Below are 21,760 nucleotides of genomic sequence, written 5' to 3' on the forward strand. Positions count from 1 at the left end.
GTCGAAGGGGGCGAGGAGGGTGCGGAGGAGGGCGGCCAGGGCGCGCTGGTCAGTGGTGCCGAGCCCGGACAGGAGCTCTCGCTCGCGACGCAGCAGGTCGGCAAATGCGGCGTCGACCCTGGCCAGGCCGGTGTCCGTGAGTGAGACGAGGACGCCGCGCCGGTCCTCGGGATCCGGGCGGCGGCGGACGAGGCCGGCCTGGGCGAGGCGGTCGATGCGATTCGTCATCGTGCCCGAGGTGACCAGCGTGGCACGCAGCAGCGCGCCGGGGCTGAGCTCGTACGGCTTGCCGGCGCGGCGTAGCGCGGTCAGGACGTCGAACTCCCAGGGCTCCAGGTCGTGTTCGGCGAACGCGGCTCTCCTGGCCCGGTCGAGGTGCTTGGCCAGCCGGGACACCCGCGAGAGCACCTGCAGCGGTTCGACGTCGAGGTCGGGCCGTTCGGCCTGCCAGGCGGCGACGAGCAGGTCGACCTCGTCCTGGCCTTCGGCCGCAGCCGACTGCTGAACCCGTCTCCGCCGCCCGGATTCCGCGGGCCGTCCTGGGGTTGGTCTCGAGGGGTGATCCGCGCCGGTCCCTGAGTTCGGGGTGGGCCGGCTGGTCTCCTGATGCACCCCCTCGGGGGTCGGGCGTTCCGCCTCGTCGTGCGCGTCCTCCGTCATGACACAGAAGTGTACTGTCTTGACATCGAGATACCTATCTCGATATCAATTATCTTTATGTCGAGAGATATCTGGGACCCGCTCACATACGCGATCTACGCAGACGAGCGGTCCCGGCCGTTCATCGAGCTGATCTCGCGCGTCGGGTCGGTAGAACCCGATTATGTCGTGGACGCCGGCTGCGGCAGTGGTGAACTCACCGTCGAGCTGGCGAATCGCTGGCCGCACGCGACGATCGAAGGCTACGACGCGTCCCCGGCGATGATCTCCAAGGCGCGCAAGCTGGAGACCAAGGTGCGGTTCGCGGTCGCGGACGTGGGCACCTGGCACCCGGACCGCCCGGTGGACGTGATCATCTCCAACGCCGTCCTGCAGTGGGTGCCGGAGCATCGCGGGGTGCTGGAGCACTGGATGGAGGAGCTGAGCTTCGGCGGGTGGCTGGCCTTCCAGGTGCCGGGCAACTTCGACGCGCCCAGCCACGTCGCGATCCGCGAGGTCTGCGCGTCCAGGACGTGGTCCGACAAGCTCGGCGAGTTCGACCGGGGCAGCCCGGTCGGCACCCCGATGGAGTACCTGGACCTGCTCAACGACGCCGGCACCCAGGTGGACGCCTGGGAGACCACGTACGTGCACGTCTTGCACGGTGAGAACCCGGTGCTCGACTGGGTCTCCGGCACCGCGCTGCGCCCGATATTCGACCGGCTGAACGAGCACGAGCAGTACCGCTTCAAGTCCGATCTCGGCAGGTTGCTGACCGAGGCCTATCCGGCCCAGAGCTACGGCACGCCGTTCCCGTTCCGCCGCATCTTCGTCGTAGCCCAGAAGTAGAAACCTAGAAAGCAGAAGGGTGATCCACCGATGATCAGAGCGTTACACCATGTCCTGCTCGCCGCCCCGCCCGGCAGTGAGCCCGAGATGCGCGCGTTCTACGCGGGCGTGCTCGGGCTCACCGAGGTGCCCAAGCCGCCCGAGCTGGCCAAGCGCGGCGGCGCGTGGTTCCGCGGCGACGGGGTGGAAATCCACATCGGCATCGACGCCGACTTCAGGCCGGCCACGAAGGCGCATCCGGCGTTCCTGGTGACGGACCTGGACGCCCTCGTCGCGAAGCTGCCCGACGCGATCCCCGACGACCTGTTCCCCGGCTACCGCCGCGTGTACGTCAGCGACCCGGCCGGCAACAGAATCGAGCTGCTGCAATCCGTGTGATGTTCACCAACGGGTGGCATCATTGTCCGAAATCGGACTCTTGCGAGGTGCAGTGGGCATCGAGATCGAGGACAAGTTCGACGTTCCCCCCGGCTTCGGCGTACCGGACCTGAGTGGTCTGGCCGAGGTGGTCGGCCCCAAGTCGTACCAGCTTGTGGCCCTTTATTACGACACGCCGGACTTGCGGCTGGCGACCCGTGGCATCACACTCCGGCGCAGACGTGGCGGCGACGACGCCGGCTGGCATCTGAAGCTGCCCAAGGCCAAGGGCGTGCGCCAGGAGATCACCGCCCCGCTCACGCGCAGCACCAAGCAGGTGCCGCTGGAGCTGGCCGAGCTCGTGCGCGCCTACACGCGCGGCGCCGAGCTCCAGGTGGTCGCCGAGCTCGACACCCGCAGGAGCGTGACCGTCCTGCGCGAGGGCGGGACCGGGCTGGTGGAGATCGCGGACGACCGGGTCAAGGGCACCGTGTTCGGCGAGACGCCGACGGTGATCCGCTGGCGCGAGGTCGAGGCCGAGCTGCTCGATCAGGAGCGGCGGGCCTTACTGGCCAAGGTCGGCAAGCGGCTGAAGAAGGCCGGCGCCACGCCGTCCGGGGCGGCCAGCAAGCTCGCCAAGCTGCTCGATCCGCCTCAGCCCCGGCGCGTGGCCACGAATCCGGACACGGCCGGAGAGACCGTGATCGACTACCTGGCCGGCCAGGTGAACGCGCTCCTGGCCCAGGACCCCCGCGTGCGCCGCGCGGAAGAGGACGCCGTGCACCAGATGCGGGTGGCCTCCCGCAGGCTGCGCAGCGCGCTCAAGGCGTTCAAGTCCGTCGTCACCGGCACCGACCGGCTCCAGGAGGAGCTGCGCTGGCTGGGTACGGTGCTGGGCGAGGCCCGCGACCTGGAGGTCATCAGGGCCAGGTTCGCCGGGCATCTCGCCGGCCTGGCCCCGGAGCTGGTCACCGGCCCCATTCAGACCCGGCTCGGCTCCGACTTGCACAAACGCGAGCAGGAGGCGTACGAGCACATCAGGGAGACGCTGAGCGGCGACCGCTACTACACGCTGCTGAACGCCCTGGACGCGCTCGTCGCCGAGCCCGAGCTGGGCAAGGCCGCCGCCCAGCCCGCGGGGGAGAGGCTGAGCGCGATCGCGGCGGCCAACTGGAACCGGGTCACGAAGGCGTACGACACCGCTCAGGCCATCGAAGACCCGGAACGCCGCGAAATCGCCATGCACGACGTGCGCAAGGCGGCCAAACGCGCTCGATACACCGCGGAAGCGCTCCAGCCCACCCTCGGCAAGCGGATGGGCAAGCTGGCCGGGCTGGCCGAGGACGTCCAGGAGGTGCTGGGCACCCACCAGGACGGCGTGGTGGCGCAGGAGACCCTGGCCAAGGAGGCGGAGAGCGCCAGGCAGGCGGGCGAGGACACCTTCACCTATGGCCTGCTCATCGGCATCGAACGCAACACCGCCGACCGGGCACACGCCGACTTCCCGAGGATCTGGGCGCAGACCGTGGAAGCTGTTAAGAAGGTTCTATGACTGAGCTTCCGGTAATCCCCTTTCGGGCGAAGTAACCTTCTCGAGGTTCCCGCGGCGTATCGCGAGCTGCGGGCCAGGGCGGGCATCGCGCGGGTACGCACCGTGGCCGGGGACGAGTTCTGGCTCGTCACCGGCTACGAGGACGCGCGGAAGCTGTTCGCCGACCCCAGGCTCGGCCGTTCGCACCCGGAGCCCGACAAGGCCGCCAGGCTGTCGGGCTCGGCGCTGCTCGGCGGCCCGCAGGGCGAGATCGAGACCGAGAAGGCCGAGCACACGCGCATGCGCAAGCTGTTCGTGCCGGCCTTCTCCGCGCGCCGCATGAAGGCGCTCACCGACCACGTGGGCACGCTGGTGGACGAGCGGCTGGCCCACCTGGCCAAGCTGACCCCGCCCGCCGACCTGCACGCCGAGCTCTCCTTCCCGCTGCCGGTGCTGGTCATCTGCCAGCTGCTCGGCGTCCCTTACGAGGACAGGGACTACTTCAGCGGCATCTCCGCACGTATGGGGTCGACGCTGGACGCGGCGGACAGCCAGGCGGCCCGCGAGGAGATGGGTGCGTACATGGCGACGCTCATCCGCGACAAACGCGACAACCCGGGCGAGGACGTGCTGTCGGACCTGGTGGACGAGCTGGACGACGACGGGAAGATCGCCGAGCTGGCCGGCGGGCTGCTGTTCGCCGGGCACGAGACCACGGTCAACCGGATCGACTTCGGCGTGATGCTCCTGCTGGCCCATCCCGACCAGCTCGCGCTGCTCAGGGCCGATCCGGGGCTGGCGCCCGGCGCGGTCGAGGAGATCCTGCGCATGGTCACCACGAGCCTGCACGGCATACCCAGGTACGCCCACGAGGACATCGACCTCGGCGACCTCACGATCCGCAGGGGCGAGGGGGTGGTGATCGTGCCGGGCGTGGCGAACCGGGACGAGCGGGTCTATCCCGATCCCGACGTCTTCGACATCACTCGTCCGCCTGGTGAGGCGCACCTGAGCTTCGGGTACGGGCCGCGCTTCTGCATCGGCGCCAGCCTGGCACGGGTGGAGCTGGAGGCCGTCTTCGGCCGGCTGTTCCAGGCGTTTCCCGGGTTGCGGCTGGCGGTGCCCTTCGCGGACCTGCCGCTCAGCGAGGGCCGCATCGCCGACGGCTTCGCCGCGCTCCCCGTCACCTGGTGAAGGGGTCCAGGCCCGCGGCGAGGTCAGCTGGCGTAACGTTCCACGCTGACCACGTCGCGGCCGAGCCGGTGCACGACCGCGAAGGCGCCCTTGCGCAGGTGCACGTCCTTGCCGCTGAGCGCGTGGATCAGCTCGGGCAGCACCTTGCCGTGGCTGCACGCCACCGTGGCCACGGTGAGGTCCCTGAGCAGGTCGGGCGTCTTCTGCGGGTCCTGGCCCTCCTCACTGAGCATCGGCTCGACCCCGATCTGGCGCTCGGCCCGGTCGGCGTACGGCTCCAGCGTCTCCACGCACCGCCGGCTGGGTGAGCTGAGCAGCAGTTCGGGCCGGAAGGCGGGCAGCACCTCGGCCAGCGTGGCGGCCTGGGCACGCCCGTCGGGGTCGAGCGGGCGCAGCGCGTCGTCGTCCGCCCAGTCCTGACGCGACCCGGCCGTGCCGTGGCGGGCCAGCACCAGCGGGACGGTGGACAGCGGCGCGGCCACCAGCGCGCGCAGCAGGCCCACGTCCCACTCGTAGCTCAGCAGCTCACGCGCCCGCTCCAGGGGGAGCCAGCGCATCTCGTCCACCTCGTCGTTGGCGGTGAACCCGGCGAAGGGATCGGCCTGGGCGGCCCAGTAGTCGACCCGCTTTAGCCGTCCGGCCTTGAGGTAGTGGACGGGCGGCAGCGCGCGGCCGAGCGACACGGTCATGCCGGTCTCCTCGTGCACCTCGCGCAGCGCCGCGGCGATCAGGTGCTCGCCGGTCTTCACCTTGCCCTTGGGGAAGGTCCAGTCGTCGTAGTGCGGACGGTGCACCACGGCCACTTCGGGACGGCTCTCCTCGCCCCGCCAGACCACCGCGCCGGCGGCCCGGAGCACATCAGTCATCAATGGTCCTCCAGCGACGCGTGCCGATCAGGTGACTCTGCAGGTCCTGGCCGGGGTGGTGGATCCAGGTGCCGTCGGCGTTCAGCCACCACGCGTTCGTGGTGTCGGACATGGCGCGGTCCATCAGCTCGACGAGGTAGGACTTGTGTGCCGGCGCGGTCACCTTGACCAGGGCTTCCACCCGGCGGTCGAGGTTCCTGCGCATGAGGTCCGCGCTGCCGATCCAGATCTCGGGACGCCGCCCGAGCCCGAACTCGTACACCCGCGAGTGCTCCAGAAACCGCCCCAAAACCGACCTTACGCGGATATTTTCCGACAAATTGGGAATTCCGGGCCGGAGGATGCAGATCCCCCGCACCCACAGGTCCACCGGCACCCCGGCCCTGGACGCCCGGTACAGCGCGTCGATGATCGGCTCGTCCACCAGCGAGTTCGTCTTGATCCTGATCCTGGCCGGCCGCCCGGCCTGCTGGTGCGCGATCTCCCGTTCGATCCTGGCCAGCAGCCCGCCGCGCAGCGAGTGCGGCGCCACCAGCAGCCGCCGGTACGCCGAGTGGTTGGAGTAACCGGTCAGGTGGATGAACAGGTCCGTGACGTCCTCGCCCACCAGCGGGTCGGCGGTGAGCAGGCCGAAGTCCTCGTACTGGCGGGCGGTCTTGGGGTTGTAGTTGCCCGTCCCGATGTGGCAGTAGCGGCGCAGCTCGCCCGACGGCTCCTGGCGCACGACCAGCGCGAGCTTGCAGTGCGTCTTGAGCCCGACCACGCCGTAGACCACGTGGCAGCCGGCCCGTTCCAGCTTCCTGGCCCAGGAGATGTTGGCGTGCTCGTCGAAGCGGGCCTTGATCTCGACCACCACCACGACCTGCTTGCCCGCCTCGGCGGCGTCGATCAGCGCGTCCACGATGGGGGAGTCGCCGCTGGTGCGGTAGAGGGTCTGCTTGATGGCCAGCACCCGCGGGTCGGCCGCGGCCACCTCGATGAAGCGCTGCACGCTGGTCGCGAACGAGTCGTACGGGTGGTGCAGCAGCACGTCGCGCTCGCGCAGCACGGTGAAGATGTCGTCCTCGGCGTTGACCACCTCCGACGGCACGAACGGCCGGTAGCTCAGCTCGCCCCGGTCCAGGTCGGCGATGGCGTGCAGGCCGGACAAGTCGAGCGGCCCGGCCAGCCGGTAGATCTCGTGCGGAGCCAGCTCCAGCTCCTCCACCAGCAGTTCGAGCACCTCGGGGGTGATCGTGTCCTCGACCTCCAGCCGCACCGGCGGCCCGAACCTGCGCTTGAGCAGCTCCTTCTCCAGCGCCTGCATGAGGTTCTCGGTGACGTCCTCGTCCACGTCGAGGTCCTCGTTCCTGGTGACGCGGAAGACGTGGTGCTGGACGATCTCCATGCCCTTGAAGAGCTGCCCGAGATGTGCGGCGATGACGTCTTCGAGCGGTACGAAACGATCCTTGGACGCCGGGACGAACCGGGGAAGTTGCGAAGGAACCTTTACCCGGGCGAACACCGTGTGATCGGTCACCGGATTCCGCACCACGACCGCCAGATTCAGGCTGAGCCCGGAAATATAGGGAAAGGGGTGGGCGGGATCCACGGCCAGGGGAGTGAGCACCGGCCTGATGCGTTCCCTGAACAGCTTGCGTAGTTCGGTGCGCTCCTCGCGGCCCAGATCGTCCCAGCGGACGATCTCGATGCCCTCCCCGGCCAGCTGCGGGCAGACCTGCCCGTGGAAGACGGCCGCATGCCGCTTGGCCAGGGCGTCCGCGATGGCGGCGATCCTGACCAGCTCCTCGCGCGGCTTCAGCCCGCTCTTGGTCCGCAGCAGCAGCCCCGTGGCCATGCGCCGCTTGAGCCCGGCCACGCGCACGCGGAAGAACTCGTCGAGATTGCTGGCGAAGATGGCCAGGAAACGCACGCGTTCGAGCAGCGGGAGCGAGGGGTCCTCGGCCAGTTGGAGCACCCGTTCGTTGAACTGCAACCAGCTTTCCTCGCGGTTGAGGAACCGTTCCTGTGGTAGGGGCAGGTCATTTCCCGAGTGCAGCGGTTGCGCGGACATATGGCGTATATTGCCCGCTTTGGTTGAACGGAACGTTAACTTAACCGCAACGGTTATTCGGTCGGGTCCGCCTGCTCCAGCCTGGCCGCCCGCTCGGCCAGCCTGGCCTCGCGCTGGCGGATCTTGTCCTCCCGCTCGCGGGCCTTCTCGGCCTCCCGCAGCAGCCGCTCGCGCTCCTTCAGCTCACGCACCCTGGCCTTCTCGGCCTCCTTCAGCTCGCGCACCCTGGCCTTCTCGGCCTCCCTGAGCTCCTTCTCGCGGGCCTTCTCCAGCTCGCGCAGCTCCTTCTCGCTGGCCGGCGGCCGGGCCGTCTTCGGCGCCGTCGCCTCGCGGGAGGCCAGGGTGAGCGCGGGCTGCGGGTTGAGCCCGGTCAGCCCGTTCCAGGCCAGGTTCACCAGGTGGGAGGCGACCTCCTCGCGGCCGGGCTTGCGTACGTCGAGCCACCACTGCCCGGTCAGCGCCACCATGCCGACCAGCATCTGGGCGTACATGGGGGCCAGCTTGGGGTCGTAGCCCCTGGAGGAGAACTCGTCGGCCAGGACGTCCTCGACCTGGCTGGCGATCTCGCTGATCAGGCTCGCGAACGTGCCGGTGCCCGAGGCGGCGTGCGAGTCGCGCACCAGGATGCGGAAGCCCTCGCTGCTCTCCTCGATGTACTGCAGCAGGGCCAGCGCGGCCCGCTCCAGCTTGATCAGGGAGTGAGCGGCGGCGAGGGCTTCGGTGATCATGCCGAGCAGCTTCTGCATCTCGCGGTCGACCACGACCGCGTAGACGCCTTCCTTGCCGCCGAAATGCTCGTACACCACGGGCTTGGAGACCTGGGCCGTGGCGGCTATCTCCTCGATAGAGGTCCCGTCGAACCCCTTCTCGGCGAACAGGGTGCGGCTGATCCTGATCAGCTGCTCTCTTCGCTCTCTACCGGTCATGCGCCTGCGAGATCGGGGTTCGGTCACGGTCTCCATAATGGCGGTAGCCGATTGACGGCCGCTCGCCAAGGTATCGGCGTCAGGCAATGCGCTTCGCCGCCAGGCGTTCCGGTGTGGGCCAGCGCACGTCGTGCACCCAGCCGGCCTTCTCGAAGATCCGGATGAGCCCGGCGCTCAGGTCGATCTGGCCCTTGAGCGCGCCGTGCCTGGCGCAGGTGGGGTCGGAGTGGTGCAGGTTGTGCCATGACTCGCCGAAGGACGGGATCGCCAGCCACCAGACGTTGCGCGACTTGTCACGCGACTGGAACTCCTCCTCGCCGAACACGTGGCAGATCGAGTTGATCGACCAGGTCACGTGGTGCAGCAGGCCGATGCGGACGATCGAGCCCCAGAACAGCGCGGTCAGCGCGCCCTGCCAGGACCAGGTGATCAGGCCGCCGAGCACGGCGGGCAGCGCGATCGAGGTGACGGCCAACGCGGGGAACCACTTGTGCAGCTTGATGATGTCGGGGTCCTTGCACAGGTCGGGCGCGTACTTGTCCCTGTTGGTGCGCTCGCTCTCGAACAGCCAGCCCATGTGGGCGTAGAGCAGGCCCTTGGACATGGCCTTGAAGCCGGGGCCGAAGCGCCACGGCGAGTGCGGGTCGCCCTCCTTGTCGGAGAACTTGTGGTGCTTGCGGTGGGTGGCGACCCAGTCGAGCACGGACATCTCCAGCGACAGGCTGCCCGCGACGCCCATCACGATCTTGAGCGGCCGGTTGGCCTTGAACGAGCCGTGCGTGAAGTAACGGTGGAACCCGACGGTGACGCCCAGCCCGGAGACCAGGTAGAAGACGAACATGATCGCCAGGTCCGTCCAGCCGACCAGGCCCCAGCCCCAGGCCAGCGGGATCGCGGCCACGAAGGCGACCAGGGGCAGTCCGACGACGAGTCCGAAGGTGATGAGCTCTGCCCTGGACTTCGGCTCCGGCTCGAAATCGGGCTTCGGCGCAGGCGCTGGACGCTCGGCGAGAACGGTCATGGGCTACCTCTCACGACATGTATGAGGACGAATGTCCGGGCTACGCAACCGTAACCTACGCCAGCGTAAGTAAGGAAGACCTAAGGTGTGAATGTGGGGAACGTGACGCTGTCGCGCCCGAGGTGTGGCGAGGTTTGCGTCTTGCGGCTTTTCGGGTCGTCTGTTATGTGCTCAGGCCGTCGCGACCAGGGCGGCTTCACCCGGACGCCGGATCTGCGGTGTAATTACGGGCGCGATGCTGATGGGGGGTCGGTATCGTAGGAGATGTGTCGGACGCCACGGCGTCTGCCCAGTCCCGGATCGTCTAATCGGCAGGACAAGTGGTTTTGGTCCACTTTGTAGGGGTTCGAGTCCTCTTCCGGGAGCCATGACCATGCTCTGAGGCTTCACCCCCGAGGAACAACGTCGGGGCGGCCAGGTATCCTCACGGTGTCGGGAGGGTAGGTGCCGGTGAACCGTGACCTACGCAGGGCCGCCGAACACGGCCCGGCGTGATGGCGCGGAAGCCGCATCGACAGCCCTGATCCGTCCAGTCACAGGGAGCCTCAGTCCGTGAGTGTGCCGCGCCCGGCCGCAGTCATCGTCCTCGCCGCAGGCGAGGGTACCCGGATGAAGAGTCAGACCCCCAAAGTCCTGCACGAGCTGTGCGGCCGTGCGCTGGTCGACCACATGCTCGCCGCCGCCCGCGACCTGGGGCCCGAGGAGCTCATCGTGGTCATCGGCCACGCGCTCGAACGCGTCGGCGGCCACCTGGCCGAGACCAGCCCCGACGCGCGCGCCGTCGTGCAGCGCGAGCAGCGCGGCACCGGCCACGCCGTGCGCACCGTGCTCGAAGAGGTCGGCACGATCGCCGGCACCGTCCTGGTCACCTACGGAGACGTGCCGCTGCTGCGCGCCCAGACCCTGGCCGCCCTGCTCGAACGGCACGCCGCCGACGGCAACGCGGTCACCGTGCTCACCGCCGAAGTGCCCGACCCGACCGGATACGGGCGCATCATCCGCGACGAGTCCGGCGCCGTGCTGAAGATCGTCGAGGAGAAGGACGCCACCGCCGAGCAGCGCGCCATCAGGGAGATGAACTCCGGCATCTACGCCTTCGACGGGCTGCTGCTGGCCGACGCCGTCAAGCGGGTCTCCACCGACAACGCCCAGGGCGAGGAATACCTCACCGACGTGCTGTCCATCCTGCGCGGCGACGGCCACCGGGTCGGCGCCTGGACCGCCGCCGACTACACCGAGGTCGAAGGCGTCAACGACCGCGTCCAGCTCGCCTTCGCCCGCAAGGTGCTCAACCAGCGGCTGCTGGAGTCCCACATGCGCGCCGGGGTCACGATCATCGACCCGGCCAGCACGTTCATCGACGTGGGCGTGCGGATCGAGCCTGACGCGGTCATCCACCCCGGCACCCAGCTGCACGGCGGCACCGTCATCGAGGCGGGCGCCGAGATCGGCCCGGGCACCACGCTCACCGACACCCGCGTCGGCGCGGGCGCGACCGTGCGCAACGCGGTCTGCGACAGCGCCGAGATCGGCCCGGAGGCCAGCGTCGGCCCCTACGCCTACCTGCGCCCGGGCACCGTGCTCGGGCACAAGTCGAAGGCCGGCACGTTCGTGGAGATGAAGAACGCCAAGGTCGGCGACCGCTCCAAGGTGCCCCACCTGACGTACGCGGGCGACGCCACGATCGGCGAGGACGTCAACATCGGGGCCTCCACCATCTTCGTCAACTACGACGGGGTCAACAAAAACCACACCACCGTGCGCGACGGCGCGTTCGTGGGCTGCGACACCATGCTGATCGCACCCGTGACGATCGGCGACGGCGCCAACACGGCGGCGGGGTCGGTGATCGTCGACGACGTACCCCCAGGCGCGATCGGCGTGGCCAGAGCGCGGCAGCGCAACATCGAGAAATGGGTCTTGCGCAGGCGCGCGGGCACGAAGTCGGCCGCCGCCGCCGAGCGGGCGCTGGCCGAGCGAGCACAGCAGGAGAGTAATCAGTGACCAGCATCAAACAGCCGGGCGAGAAGAACCTCATGCTCTTCTCCGGCCGCGCCTATCCGGAGCTGGCCGAGGAGGTGGCCGCGCACGTCGGCGTCTCCCTCACCCCCACCAAATTGATCGACTTCGCCAACGGCGAGATCTACGCCCGCTACCTGGAGTCGGTGCGCGGCTGCGACGCCTTCGTGATCCAGAGCCACACCGGCCCGATCAACAAATGGATCATGGAACAGCTCATCATGGTCGACGCGCTCAAGCGGGCCTCCGCCAAGCGCATCACCGTGGTCATGCCGTTCTTCGGCTACGCCAGGCAAGACAAGAAGGGCCGCGGCCGCGAGCCGATCACCGCCCGCCTCATGGCCGACCTGTTCAAGACCGCGGGCGCCGACCGGCTCATGTCGATCGACCTGCACACCTCGCAGATCCAGGGCTTCTTCGACGGCCCCGTCGACCACCTGTTCGCGATGCCGGTCCTGGAGAGCTACCTCAAGAACAAGCTCGACCTGGAGAACACCACCGTCGTCTCGCCCGACACCGGCCGCGTGCGGCTGTCGGAGCGCTGGGCCGACACCCTGGGCACCCCGCTGGCCTTCATCCACAAGCGCCGCGACCTCGACGTGGCCAACTCGGTGAAGGTCAACGAGGTCGTCGGCAAGGTACGCGGCCGCACCTGCGTGCTGATCGACGACATGATCGACACCGCGGGCACGATCTGCAAGGCCTCCGACGCGCTCTACGAGCAGGGCGCCACCAACGTGATCGTGGCGGCCACCCACGCGGTCTTCTCCGACCCGGCCGTCGACCGGCTGAAGAACTCGCGCATATCCGAGGTCATCGTCACCAACACGCTGCCGCTGACGCCGGCCAGCCGCTTCGACAAGCTCACCGTGCTGTCGATCGCGCCGCTGATCGCCCGCGCGATCACCGAGGTGTTCACCGACGGCTCGGTCACCAGCCTGTTCGAGGGCGACACCTGATCGAGCGCCGCCGGCCCGGCTATCGCAGAGCCAGCCACGACTCCACGGTCGCCGCCGCGATGGCCTCGATGCGGCGGCCGTAGGCCGGATGCCCGTCGGAGACGAAGCCGCCGTCCCCAGCCGGGAGGTCGCGGAACGTGGCGCGGAAGCGCGGCGGCGGGCCGCCCGGCGGGAGCGGCGCGTAGGCCGCCAGCGGCGCGACGTCGAAGCCGGGCCCGCCGCGCTTGTTCCGCGTCACCTGGTGTGCCGCCAGCCGGAGCATCGCGTCGAGACCCAGGTCCAGGAACAGCTGGAGCTGGCGGAACTGGCCGTCGAGATACTTCTGGTGGGCCCGGGCGGGATGCTGCAGCAGATACGCGCAGACCACCGGCGCGTGCCACCGGTACATCAGCGGATCGCCCTGCTCCTCGGCGAGCACGGCGTGGTAGTAGTCCACGCAGACGCCCAGCGGCCCGGCGGACGCGCCGCACTCACACCGGTCTGTCTCAGGGGTGCCGATCATGATCGACACCCTAGGCGGGGCGGGCGAGGCGCGCGATACCGGTAGACTGAGCAAGTTGCGCTCGTAACGCCTTCCGCTAGGGCGGGTGAGGGTGAGCGCCGGAACCCAGTCGAACCTCCGCATCCCTAGGAGATGTCGTGTCCGAAGTACGTATCGCCGCCGAGCCCCGCACCCAGTTCGGCAAGGGCGCCGCGCGCAAGATCCGCCGCGCCGACAAGGTGCCCGCCGTCCTCTACGGCCACGGCATCGAGCCCAAGCACCTCACGCTGCCCGGCCACGAGGTCCTGCTCGCGCTGCGCACCGCCAACGTGCTGATCCACCTCAAGGGCGAGGGCGTCGACGAGCTCGCGCTGCCCAAGGGCGTCCAGCGTGACCCGATCAAGGGCTTCGTCGAGCACGTCGACCTGCTCCTGGTCAAGCGCGGCGAGAAGGTCACCGTCGAGATCCCCGTCACCACCGTGGGCGACGTCAACTCCGAGGGCCTGCTCGACCAGCAGCTCATCGCCGTCGCCGTGGAGGCCGAGGCCACCCACATCCCGACCGGCGTCGAGGTCGACGTCGAGGGCATGGAGATCGGCACCGCGGTCACCGCCGGCGACCTCAAGCTGCCGCAGGGCGTCACCCTGGCCGCTGACCCCGAGTCGGTCGTGCTGCACGTCATCAACAAGCCGACCGAGACCGTCGAGGAGCTCGACGAGGCCGCCGACGAGGCTGCCGCCGAGGGCGAGCCCGAGGTCGAGGCCGAGGCCAACGAGGCCGTCGAGGGCGCTGCCGCCGAGTAACCGGTCTGTTCGCGACACGGGGTGGCCGGATTCCGGCCGCCCCGTTTCCGCATCCGGCCGTCATCACCGGCAGTGATCACTGGCCGTCATCATCGGGCCGTCATCGAGACACGAGGGCACCACGAGGGGGAGCGCATGGACCGCTGGCTGATCGTCGGGCTGGGCAATCCGGAGCCCAAATACCTGGCCAACCGGCACAACGCCGGCTTCATGGTGCTCGACGAGCTGGCCGCCCGGGCCGGCGGGCGCTTCAAGGCGCACAAGAGCCGCGCAGACGTGCTCGAGACCCAGGCCGCGATCCTGGCCAAGCCCCTGACGTTCATGAACCTGTCCGGCGGCCCCACCAAGGCGCTGGGCGACTTCTACAAGATCGGTCCCGACCGGCTGATCGTCGTCCACGACGAGCTCGACGTCCCGTACGGCGCGCTGCGCGCCAAGTTCGGCGGCGGCGTCAACGGGCACAACGGGCTCAAGTCGATCACCAGCGCCCTCGGCACCCGCGACTACCTGAGGGTCCGCTTCGGCATCGGCCGCCCGCCCGGCCGGATGGACCCGGCCAGTTTCGTGCTGCGCGACTTCGGCACCGCCGAGCGCAAGGACCTGCCCTTCCTGGTCGACCGCGCGGCCGACGTGGTCGAGTCGCTGATCGCCCGCGGCCTGGAAGCCACGCAAAACGACTACCACCGCGCCGACCTGCACATCTCCGGCCCTCCACGCTGATCACCGCATAGAGCCGTTCGCCGGTGCCGCCCGGCCCGCGTCGCTACGATCAGTGCCTGTCAGTTGACGACGGGTCACGTGGAGGCGTGCGTGAGCGACGGAGCTCGATGGGCTCGCGGAGCTCGCGGCGCGGGACTGATGACCGTCGTCCACCCTTGCCCACCGACGTCTCGCAGGGTCAGTCCACGCATGCCGACATGGGTGCGCTCCTACCGCCTGCGTGCCGTCATCGCCGACTTGTGTGGCGCCGCCATCGGCTCATCGGCCGCTTTTCATATCCGGTTCGGCGGGTTCAATGGTCATGACCTGCCGTACCTGCTGGTCAGCGCGGCGTTGCCGCTCGTGTGGGTCTGCTCGGTCGCGCTCAGCCGCGCCTACGAGCCCCGCATGATCGGCATCGGATCCGAGGAATTCCGCAGGATCGCCCGGTGCGGGCTCGCGCTGACCGCCGCCACCGCCATCGGCTCCTACCTGACCAAGACCGACGTCGCGCGCGGCTACGTCGTGCTCTCCCTGCCGCTGGTCACCACCCTCACCCTGATCTTCAGATACGGCCTGCGCCGCGCGCTGCACCGGCGCCGCGCGCGCGGCGCGTGCATGCGCAGGGTCGTGGCCGTCGGCCACGCCGCGTCCGTGGCCGAGCTGGTCGAGCTGTTCCGCAGGGAGCGCTACCACGGCATGGACGTCGTCGCCGCCTGCGTCCCCGGCCGGCCCGGCCGCGTGGCCCAGGTCCCGGTGGCCGGCGGATTCGGTGACGTGCCGCTGGTCGTCGAGCAGTACCGCGCAGACACCGTCGCCGTGCTTGCCTGCCAGGAGATGGACGGGCTGGCGCTGCGCCGCCTGGCCTGGCAGCTGGAGCGCACCCACACCGAACTGGTCGTCGCGCCCGCGCTGATGGAGGTGGCCGGGCCGCGCACCACGATCAGGCCGGCCGCCGGGCTGCCGCTGCTGCACGTGGAACACCCCGAGCTGGCCGGCGTCAGGCAGCTCGTCAAGAACGTCTTCGACCGCGTGCTGGCCGCCGGGCTGCTGGTGCTGCTGGCGCCGGCGCTGGCCGGGCTGGCGATCGCGGTGCGCGCGACCAGCCCGGGCCCGGCCTTCTTCCGCCAGACCAGGGTCGGGAGAGACGGCAGGCTGTTCACGATCGTCAAGTTCCGCACCATGCGCCGCGGCTCGGAGCGGCAGAAGATCACCCTGGTCAGCGACGGCGACGGGGTGCTGTTCAAGGTGCGCAACGACCCGCGCGTCACCCCGCTCGGCACGTTTCTGCGCCGGCACTCGCTCGACGAGCTGCCCCAGCTCATCAACGTACTCAAGGGTGACATGTCGCTAGTCGGGCCACGTCCCCCTCTTCCGGAGGAGGTCGCGCGCTACGGCGATGATGTACGAAGGAGATTGCTCGTACGTCCGGGCCTTACCGGACTATGGCAGGTAAGCGGCAGATCTGACCTATCGTGGGAGGAATCGGTGCGCCTAGACCTGCGTTACGTGGAGAACTGGTCCCTCACCCTGGACCTGCAGATCCTCTGGAAGACCTGGTCGGCCGTCGCCCGCGGGCAAGGAGCATATTGATGACCATTCGCGACGACCACGCGCTCGCCGCCGATCTGGCGACCGAGGCAGGCGAGAGGCTGTTGCGCACGCGCGAGCGCATGGGCTTCGACGACGCCGCCGCGCTCAAGGCCGAGGGGGACAGGTCGTCACACGTCTTCCTCATGGAATCGCTGGCCAGGCTGCGCCCTTCCGACAGCGTGCTGTCGGAGGAGGCCACCAGGGCCGAGCGGCTCGACCCGCGCCGGCTGAGCGCGTCCCGGGTGTGGATCGTCGACCCGCTCGACGGCACCAGGGAGTTCTCCGAGGCCGGCCGGTCCGACTGGGCCGTGCACGTGGCGCTGTGGGAGCAGGGCAGGCTGACGGCCGGGGCCGTGGCGCTGCCCGCGCAGGGCCGCACGCTCAGCACGCAGGACCCGCCCAAGCGGCCGCCCTACGACCCGGCCGACGCCGACCGGGGCCGCTTCCGCATCGCGGTGAGCCGTACCCGGCCGCCCGAGTTCGTCCGCAACCTCGCCTATCTCGTCGGGGCCGACCTGGTGCCGATCGGCTCGGCCGGGGCGAAGATCTCCGCGGTGCTCACCGGTGAGGTGGAGGCGTACGTGCACGCCGGCGGCCAGTACGAGTGGGATTCGGCGGCGCCGGTGGCGGTGGCGCAGGCCGCCGGAGCCCACACGAGCCGCATCGACGGCGCAGAGCTGACCTACAACCAAGCCGACCCTTCACTACCGGATATTCTGGTTTCCCTACCTGAACTGGCGTCATCCCTGCTCGCCGGGATTCGGGACCTGCATCGCTAACGCCGGAGGAAGCGCCCATGCTCCAGCGCGACTACACCACGTCGCAGCTCGACGTACTCGAAGCCGAGGCCATCCACATCATGCGCGAAGTCGCGGCCGAATTCGAGCGTCCCTGTCTGCTGTTCTCCGGCGGCAAAGACTCCATCGTGATGCTGCGCATCGCGGAGAAGGCGTTCTGGCCGGCCGCCATTCCCTTCCCCCTCATGCACGTCGACACGGGTCACAACTTCGACGAGGTGATCGCCTTCCGCGACCGCCGTACCGCCGAGCTCGGCGCGCGGCTGATCGTGGCCAGCGTGCAGCAGTCCATCGACGCCGGCCGGGTGGCCGAGGAGACCGGGCGGCGCGCCTCGCGCAACCGGCTGCAGACCACCACCCTGCTCGACGCGATCGAGGAGAACGAGTTCGACGCCGTCTTCGGCGGCGCGCGTCGCGACGAGGAGAAGGCCCGCGCCAAGGAACGGGTCTTCTCCTTCCGCGACGACTTCGGCCAGTGGGACCCGAAGAACCAGCGGCCGGAGCTGTGGAACCTGTACAACTCGCGCATCCGCAAGGGTGAGCACATCCGGGTCTTCCCGCTGTCGAACTGGACCGAGCTGGATGTGTGGGACTACATCCGGCGCGAGGGCATCGAGATCCCCTCCATCTACTTCGCCCACACCCGCAAGGTGTTCGAGCGTGACGGCATGCTGCTGCCCGACGCCGACGTCGTGCCCCGCGGCGAGGACGAGCCGCTGTTCGAGTCGGTGGTGCGCTACCGCACCGTGGGCGACATGACCTGCACCGGGGCGGTGCAGTCGAAGGCCGCCACGGTCGAGGAGATCATCGAGGAGATCGCGGCCACCCGGATCACCGAGCGCGGGGCCACCAGGGCCGACGACCGCGCCTCGGAGGCCGCCATGGAGGACCGTAAGCGAGAGGGCTACTTCTGATGGACATTTTGCGCTTCGCCACGGCGGGAAGTGTGGATGACGGCAAGTCCACCCTCATCGGCCGGTTGCTGTTCGACTCCAAGGCGATCTTCGAGGACCAGTTGGAGGCGGTCGAGCGCACCTCGCGCGACCGCGGCACCGAGTACACCGACCTGTCGCTGCTGACCGACGGCCTGCGCGCCGAGCGGGAGCAGGGCATCACGATCGACGTGGCGTACCGGTATTTCGCCACGCCGCGGCGTAAGTTCATCATCGCCGACACGCCGGGCCACATCCAGTACACCCGCAACATGGTCACCGGCGCGTCCACCGCCGACCTGGCGATCATCCTGATCGACGCGCGCAAGGGCGTGCTGGAGCAGTCGCGCAGGCACGCGTTCCTGACCTCGCTGCTGCGGGTGCCGCACCTGGTGCTGGCGGTCAACAAGATGGACCTGGTCGACTACTCACAGGAGCGGTTCGAGGAGATCCGCGAGGAGTTCACCTCGTTCGCGTCCAAGCTGAACGTGTCCGACCTGACATTCATCCCGATCTCGGCGCTGAACGGCGACAACGTGGTGACCCGGTCGGAGAACACGCCGTGGTACAACGGCTCGTCGCTGCTGCACCACCTGGAGAACGTGCACATCGCCTCCGACCGCAACCTGGTCGACGTGCGCTTCCCGGTGCAGTACGTGATCCGGCCGCAGCGGGCCACCGAGCACGCCTTCCACGACTACCGCGGCTACGCGGGCCAGGTCGCGGGCGGCGTGCTGAAGCCGGGCGACGAGGTGGTGCACCTGCCGTCGGGCCTGTCGACCAGGATCGCCTCGATCGACACCTTCGACGGCCCGGTGGAGGAGGCGTTCCCGCCGATGTCGGTGACGCTGCGCTTCGAGGACGACCTGGACATCTCCCGCGGCGACATGATCGCCAGGCCGAACAACCAGCCGCAGGCCGCCCAGGAGCTGGAGGCCATGGTGTGCTGGATGGCCGACGGGGTGAAGCTGACCCCGCGCTCGAAGCTGACGATCAAGCACACCACCCGCACCGCCCGCGCGCTGGTGCGTGACCTGCACTACCGGCTGGACGTCAACACCCTGCACCGCGACGAGGAGGCGACCTCGCTCGGGCTCAACGAGATCGGCCGGGTGTCGCTGCGGGTGACCCAGCCGCTGTTCGTCGACGACTACTCGCGCAACCGGATGACCGGCGGGTTCATCCTGGTCGACGAGGCCACCAACGGCACCGTCGGCGCCGGGATGGTCATCGACGCGCACTGATCGAGACCGCTGAGATGCGGTGTTGACCGGCTCCCTGCCATTGCTTGGCGGGGAGCCGGTCGCATGAGGTAGATCTTTCCGGGCTTCGCGACCTTGTGATTACCCTCCGCGCTAGGGTCGTCGCAATCCGTGTTCGCGATTGGAAAGCCCGTCCCTCCTGTGAACGACCGTACTTCCCCGCCTCAGGTGATCTTCCTGGGCGGGCTCGGCCGCAGCGGCACCACGCTGCTCGAAAGACTCCTGGGCGAGCTGCCCGGCGTCGTGGCGCTCGGCGAGGTCGTGCACCTGTGGGCGCGCGGCGTCCTGGCCGGGGAGCCGTGCGGGTGCGGCGAGCCGTTCCCCGCCTGCCCGTTCTGGCGCTCGGTCGGCGAGCGCGCGTTCGGCGGCTGGAGCGGGCCGCTCGCCGAGCGGATGCTGCACCTGCGGCACCGGGTCGACCGCACGCGCAGGATCGTCCGCATCGGCCATCCCGACCTGGCCGAGTACGGACGGGCCTACGAGCGCATCTACCGGGCGGCCGGGGCCCGGGTGGTGGTCGACTCCAGCAAGCACGCCTCGCTGGCGTACTGCCTGGTGGCCGCCGGGGTGGACGTACGGGTCGTCCAGGTCATCAGAGACCCGCGCGCGGTGGCCCACTCGTGGGGCAGGAGCGTGGCCAGGCCGGAGGACGGGCGGCCGATGGCCCGCTGGGGCGCGGCACGCACCGCCCTGCACTGGACGGCCCAGAACCTCGCGCTCGAACTGCTGCCCGGCGTGACCAGGGTCAGATACGAGGACCTGGTGCGCGATCCGGCCGCCACGCTGTCCTGGCTGGCCGCGCGGCTGGGCCTGCCGGCGGGCGGCACGCCGTTCCTGACCGGCGGCACGGCCAGGCTGAGCCCGGCGCACACGGTCTCGGGCAACCCGATGCGCTTCACCGTCGGAGCGGTCGAGCTGCGGCGGGACGACTCCTGGACCGGCGGGCTGGCGTCACGGGACCGGCGGCTGGTCGGCGCGCTCACCTGGCCGCTCAGAGCCGCCTACGGCTACCGGAGCGCGGCATGACCAGGTCCGTCGGCGTGGTGATACCCACCCGTGGCGATCGTCCCGCGCAGCTCGGGCAGGCGGTGCGCGCGGTGCTCGACCAGCGGTACGCCGGCCCGCTGTCGCTGGTCGTCGTGGCCGACGGCGCCGATCCCACGACGGTCGCCGAGCAGATCGCCGACGTGCTGGTGCCCCGCGTGGCCGGCGACCTCAGGAACCACGTGCGAGTCCTCGCCAACCGGCGCACCCCCGGCCTGCCCGGGGCGCGCAACACCGGCATCGCCGCCTGCGAGACCGACCTGGTGGCCTTCTGCGACGACGACGACCTCTGGCTGCCCGGCAAGCTCGACGCTCAGGCGCGGGCGCTGGCCGACGGCGGCGAGTTCGCCTCGTGCGCCGTCGAGGTGGAGTACGGCAGGCGGCGCACCGTCAGGCTGGCCGGCGCCTCGGCGGTGACGGCGGCCGACCTGGTCAGGTCCCGCATGGTGATGGTGCACTCCTCGACGTTCCTGTTCGAGCGCGGCGCGCTGTGGGCCGACGAGAGCGCGCCAGGCGGCCAGAACGAGGACTGGGACCTGGCCCTGCGCGCGGCCGAGCGGCGGCCCATCACGCACGTCGACCGGCCGCTGGTACGGGTGCGCTGGGGCGCGTCGCACTACGCCGGGCGGTGGGCGGAACGCATCGCCGGGCTGGAGTGGATGCTGGCCAAGCACCCCGAGCTGGCCGACGACCAGCGCGGCGCGGCCCGCGTCTACGGTCAGCTCGCCTTCGGGCACGCCGCGCTCGGTCACCGGGGCCTGGCCGCCCGCTGGGCGGCGCGCACGTTCGCGGCCAGGGCCGGCGAGCCGCGCGCGCCGATCGCGCTGGCGGTGGCGGCCGGCCTGATCTCCGCGCCCGCCGTGCTGGCCCTGCTGCACCAGCGCGGGCACGGCATATGACCCGCATCGGAGCGAACATCCCGAAGGTCCCCGCGCCGCGATCCGGTTCCGCCGAGCCCGGCAGAAGACGGACGGCACGCCGGGTCCGCGTGGGGCCGATCGGGTTCGACCCGCTCACCGAGGACGCCGTGGTCCGCACGGTCGCCGCCGAGCTGGCCGCCGGCCGGGGCGGACGCATCGTCACGCCGAACGTCGACATCTGCCGCCTGGCCGCCAAGGACGCCCGGCTGCGCGAGCTGGTGCGCTCGGCCGAGCTGGTGGTGGCCGACGGCATGCCGGTGGTGTGGGCGGCCGGGCTGGCCGGCACGCCGCTGCCCGAGCGGGTGACCGGCGCCGACCTGATCTGGTCGCTGAGCAAGCTGGCCGCCCGCCGGGGCTGGCCGGTCTACCTGCTCGGCGGGCCGCCCGGGGTGGCCGAGCGGGCCGCCGCCGAGCTGACGAGCTGCTACCCGGGGCTGCGGGTGCTGGGGGCCGACGCGCCGCCGTACGGGTTCGACGAGAGCGCGGAAGGCCGCGACCGGGTGCGCGCGAAGGTGGTGGCCGCCCGGCCCGCGCTGGTGTTCGTCGGGCTCGGGTTCCCTCGCCAGGATCTGCTCATCGCCGAGCTGCGCGAGGAGCTGCCCGGGGCCTGGTTCCTGGGCTGCGGCGCGGCCATCGCCTTCGCGGCGGGCGCGGCGTCCAGGGCGCCGGAGTGGATGCAGCGGGCCGGGCTGGAGTGGGCGTACCGGCTGGCGGGGGAGCCGGGGCGGCTGGCGCGCCGGTATCTGGTCCACGACCTGCCGTTCGCCGCCCGGCTGTTCTGCGGCTGCCTGATCAGGCGTCTGCGCCGGAGGTGA

Annotated in this window: 21 protein-coding genes and 1 tRNA gene; 16 read left to right on the top strand and 6 right to left on the bottom strand. The window is 70.0% G+C overall.

Going from position 1 to position 21,760, the window contains the following annotated elements; translation table 11 throughout:
• On the bottom strand, nucleotides 1-465 hold a 465-nt coding region (locus tag HII36_RS21540; RefSeq protein ID WP_173525074.1), incomplete at its 3' end, for a MarR family winged helix-turn-helix transcriptional regulator.
• Nucleotides 466-717: 252 nt separating this feature from the next.
• Between HII36_RS21540 and HII36_RS21545 the strand changes: the two genes are divergently transcribed.
• From HII36_RS21545 to HII36_RS21560, 4 genes are all read left to right on the top strand, one after another.
• Nucleotides 718-1,488 carry a trans-aconitate 2-methyltransferase gene (locus HII36_RS21545; RefSeq protein ID WP_217369787.1) on the top strand — a complete coding sequence of 257 codons (771 nt, stop codon included), beginning with the start codon at nucleotides 718-720 and terminating at the stop codon, nucleotides 1,486-1,488.
• Nucleotides 1,489-1,518: 30 nt separating this feature from the next.
• Nucleotides 1,519-1,866, top strand: coding sequence for a VOC family protein (locus HII36_RS21550; RefSeq protein ID WP_173525038.1), 348 nt, complete (start codon nucleotides 1,519-1,521; stop codon nucleotides 1,864-1,866).
• 52 nt (nucleotides 1,867-1,918) lie between these two features.
• Nucleotides 1,919-3,397: a CYTH and CHAD domain-containing protein gene (locus HII36_RS21555; protein WP_173525039.1), complete on the top strand. Its 1,479-nt coding sequence runs from the start codon at nucleotides 1,919-1,921 to the stop codon at nucleotides 3,395-3,397.
• A gap of 102 nt (nucleotides 3,398-3,499) precedes the next feature.
• The gene (locus HII36_RS21560) at nucleotides 3,500-4,570 is read left to right on the top strand and encodes a cytochrome P450 (protein ID WP_328807817.1); all 1,071 of its coding nucleotides are present in this window, start codon (nucleotides 3,500-3,502) and stop codon (nucleotides 4,568-4,570) included.
• A 23-nt stretch (nucleotides 4,571-4,593) separates the two neighbouring features.
• On the opposite strand, the gene HII36_RS21565 is transcribed toward HII36_RS21560, so the two are convergent.
• The 4 genes from HII36_RS21565 to HII36_RS21580 all read right to left on the bottom strand — a co-directional run bounded on the left by HII36_RS21565 (nucleotide 4,594) and on the right by HII36_RS21580 (nucleotide 9,436).
• Nucleotides 4,594-5,436, bottom strand: coding sequence for an NUDIX hydrolase (locus HII36_RS21565; protein ID WP_217369789.1), 843 nt, complete (start codon nucleotides 5,434-5,436; stop codon nucleotides 4,594-4,596).
• On the bottom strand, nucleotides 5,429-7,489 hold the full coding sequence (locus HII36_RS21570; protein ID WP_173525040.1) for an RNA degradosome polyphosphate kinase: 2,061 nt from the start codon (nucleotides 7,487-7,489) through the stop codon (nucleotides 5,429-5,431). Before HII36_RS21570 ends, HII36_RS21565 begins: the two co-directional genes overlap by 8 nt.
• A gap of 53 nt (nucleotides 7,490-7,542) precedes the next feature.
• Nucleotides 7,543-8,415, bottom strand: coding sequence for a TetR/AcrR family transcriptional regulator (locus HII36_RS21575; RefSeq protein ID WP_236003730.1), 873 nt, complete (start codon nucleotides 8,413-8,415; stop codon nucleotides 7,543-7,545).
• A gap of 79 nt (nucleotides 8,416-8,494) precedes the next feature.
• Entirely contained in the window at nucleotides 8,495-9,436 is a 942-nt protein-coding gene (locus HII36_RS21580; RefSeq protein ID WP_173525042.1) for an acyl-CoA desaturase, read from the bottom strand.
• A 293-nt stretch (nucleotides 9,437-9,729) separates the two neighbouring features.
• On the opposite strand from HII36_RS21580, the gene HII36_RS21585 reads away from it, so the two are divergent.
• From HII36_RS21585 to HII36_RS21595, 3 genes are all read left to right on the top strand, one after another.
• Nucleotides 9,730-9,804, top strand: a tRNA-Gln gene (locus tag HII36_RS21585).
• A gap of 184 nt (nucleotides 9,805-9,988) precedes the next feature.
• Nucleotides 9,989-11,440 (top strand): bifunctional UDP-N-acetylglucosamine diphosphorylase/glucosamine-1-phosphate N-acetyltransferase GlmU, encoded by a 1,452-nt coding sequence (gene glmU, locus HII36_RS21590; RefSeq protein ID WP_173525043.1) that lies wholly within the window; start codon nucleotides 9,989-9,991, stop codon nucleotides 11,438-11,440.
• Complete coding sequence (locus tag HII36_RS21595) at nucleotides 11,437-12,414, top strand: ribose-phosphate diphosphokinase (protein ID WP_173525044.1); 978 nt, start codon at nucleotides 11,437-11,439, stop codon at nucleotides 12,412-12,414. Before glmU ends, HII36_RS21595 begins: the two co-directional genes overlap by 4 nt.
• Before the next feature lie 19 nt (nucleotides 12,415-12,433).
• Here HII36_RS21595 and HII36_RS21600 read toward each other — a convergent pair whose 3' ends face one another.
• Nucleotides 12,434-12,916 carry a DUF5946 family protein gene (locus HII36_RS21600; RefSeq protein WP_173525045.1) on the bottom strand — a complete coding sequence of 161 codons (483 nt, stop codon included), beginning with the start codon at nucleotides 12,914-12,916 and terminating at the stop codon, nucleotides 12,434-12,436.
• A 137-nt stretch (nucleotides 12,917-13,053) separates the two neighbouring features.
• On the opposite strand from HII36_RS21600, the gene HII36_RS21605 reads away from it, so the two are divergent.
• The 9 genes from HII36_RS21605 to HII36_RS21645 all read left to right on the top strand — a co-directional run bounded on the left by HII36_RS21605 (nucleotide 13,054) and on the right by HII36_RS21645 (nucleotide 21,760).
• Nucleotides 13,054-13,698, top strand: a complete 645-nt coding sequence (locus HII36_RS21605) for a 50S ribosomal protein L25/general stress protein Ctc (protein ID WP_173525046.1) — start codon at nucleotides 13,054-13,056, stop codon at nucleotides 13,696-13,698.
• Between the two features lie 135 nt (nucleotides 13,699-13,833).
• Nucleotides 13,834-14,418, top strand: coding sequence for an aminoacyl-tRNA hydrolase (gene pth, locus HII36_RS21610; RefSeq protein ID WP_173525047.1), 585 nt, complete (start codon nucleotides 13,834-13,836; stop codon nucleotides 14,416-14,418).
• A 189-nt stretch (nucleotides 14,419-14,607) separates the two neighbouring features.
• Nucleotides 14,608-15,990, top strand: a complete 1,383-nt coding sequence (locus tag HII36_RS21615; protein WP_236003732.1) for a sugar transferase — start codon at nucleotides 14,608-14,610, stop codon at nucleotides 15,988-15,990.
• Nucleotides 15,990-16,769: a 3'(2'),5'-bisphosphate nucleotidase CysQ gene (locus HII36_RS21620; protein ID WP_173525048.1), complete on the top strand. Its 780-nt coding sequence runs from the start codon at nucleotides 15,990-15,992 to the stop codon at nucleotides 16,767-16,769. Before HII36_RS21615 ends, HII36_RS21620 begins: the two co-directional genes overlap by 1 nt.
• Nucleotides 16,770-16,786: 17 nt before the next feature.
• Nucleotides 16,787-17,701, top strand: coding sequence for a sulfate adenylyltransferase subunit CysD (gene cysD / locus HII36_RS21625; protein ID WP_173525049.1), 915 nt, complete (start codon nucleotides 16,787-16,789; stop codon nucleotides 17,699-17,701).
• On the top strand, nucleotides 17,701-18,963 hold the full coding sequence (gene cysN, locus HII36_RS21630; protein ID WP_173525050.1) for a sulfate adenylyltransferase subunit CysN: 1,263 nt from the start codon (nucleotides 17,701-17,703) through the stop codon (nucleotides 18,961-18,963). Before cysD ends, cysN begins: the two co-directional genes overlap by 1 nt.
• A gap of 159 nt (nucleotides 18,964-19,122) precedes the next feature.
• Nucleotides 19,123-20,007 (top strand): sulfotransferase family protein, encoded by an 885-nt coding sequence (locus HII36_RS21635; RefSeq protein WP_328807818.1) that lies wholly within the window; start codon nucleotides 19,123-19,125, stop codon nucleotides 20,005-20,007.
• Complete coding sequence (locus HII36_RS21640) at nucleotides 20,004-20,924, top strand: glycosyltransferase family 2 protein (RefSeq protein ID WP_173525051.1); 921 nt, start codon at nucleotides 20,004-20,006, stop codon at nucleotides 20,922-20,924. Before HII36_RS21635 ends, HII36_RS21640 begins: the two co-directional genes overlap by 4 nt.
• Nucleotides 20,921-21,760 (top strand): WecB/TagA/CpsF family glycosyltransferase, encoded by an 840-nt coding sequence (locus HII36_RS21645; protein WP_173525052.1) that lies wholly within the window; start codon nucleotides 20,921-20,923, stop codon nucleotides 21,758-21,760. Before HII36_RS21640 ends, HII36_RS21645 begins: the two co-directional genes overlap by 4 nt.

It is taken from the genome of Nonomuraea antri (genome assembly GCF_013283785.1).
In the GTDB taxonomy this organism is placed as follows: domain Bacteria; phylum Actinomycetota; class Actinomycetes; order Streptosporangiales; family Streptosporangiaceae; genus Nonomuraea; species Nonomuraea antri.

Coding starts and splice junctions, on each gene's coding strand:
- HII36_RS21550 (WP_173525038.1), top strand. CDS start 1,519: ATGATCAGAGCGTTACACCATGTCCTGCTCGCCGCCCCGCCCGGCAGT.
- HII36_RS21600 (WP_173525045.1), bottom strand. CDS start 12,916: ATGATCGGCACCCCTGAGACAGACCGGTGTGAGTGCGGCGCGTCCGCC.
- cysD (WP_173525049.1), top strand. CDS start 16,787: ATGCTCCAGCGCGACTACACCACGTCGCAGCTCGACGTACTCGAAGCC.
- HII36_RS21620 (WP_173525048.1), top strand. CDS start 15,990: ATGACCATTCGCGACGACCACGCGCTCGCCGCCGATCTGGCGACCGAG.
- cysN (WP_173525050.1), top strand. CDS start 17,701: ATGGACATTTTGCGCTTCGCCACGGCGGGAAGTGTGGATGACGGCAAG.
- HII36_RS21575 (WP_236003730.1), bottom strand. CDS start 8,415: ATGACCGGTAGAGAGCGAAGAGAGCAGCTGATCAGGATCAGCCGCACC.
- HII36_RS21615 (WP_236003732.1), top strand. CDS start 14,608: ATGCCGACATGGGTGCGCTCCTACCGCCTGCGTGCCGTCATCGCCGAC.
- pth (WP_173525047.1), top strand. CDS start 13,834: ATGGACCGCTGGCTGATCGTCGGGCTGGGCAATCCGGAGCCCAAATAC.
- HII36_RS21640 (WP_173525051.1), top strand. CDS start 20,004: ATGACCAGGTCCGTCGGCGTGGTGATACCCACCCGTGGCGATCGTCCC.
- HII36_RS21545 (WP_217369787.1), top strand. CDS start 718: ATGTCGAGAGATATCTGGGACCCGCTCACATACGCGATCTACGCAGAC.
- HII36_RS21565 (WP_217369789.1), bottom strand. CDS start 5,436: ATGACTGATGTGCTCCGGGCCGCCGGCGCGGTGGTCTGGCGGGGCGAG.
- HII36_RS21645 (WP_173525052.1), top strand. CDS start 20,921: ATGACCCGCATCGGAGCGAACATCCCGAAGGTCCCCGCGCCGCGATCC.
- HII36_RS21570 (WP_173525040.1), bottom strand. CDS start 7,489: ATGTCCGCGCAACCGCTGCACTCGGGAAATGACCTGCCCCTACCACAG.
- HII36_RS21580 (WP_173525042.1), bottom strand. CDS start 9,436: ATGACCGTTCTCGCCGAGCGTCCAGCGCCTGCGCCGAAGCCCGATTTC.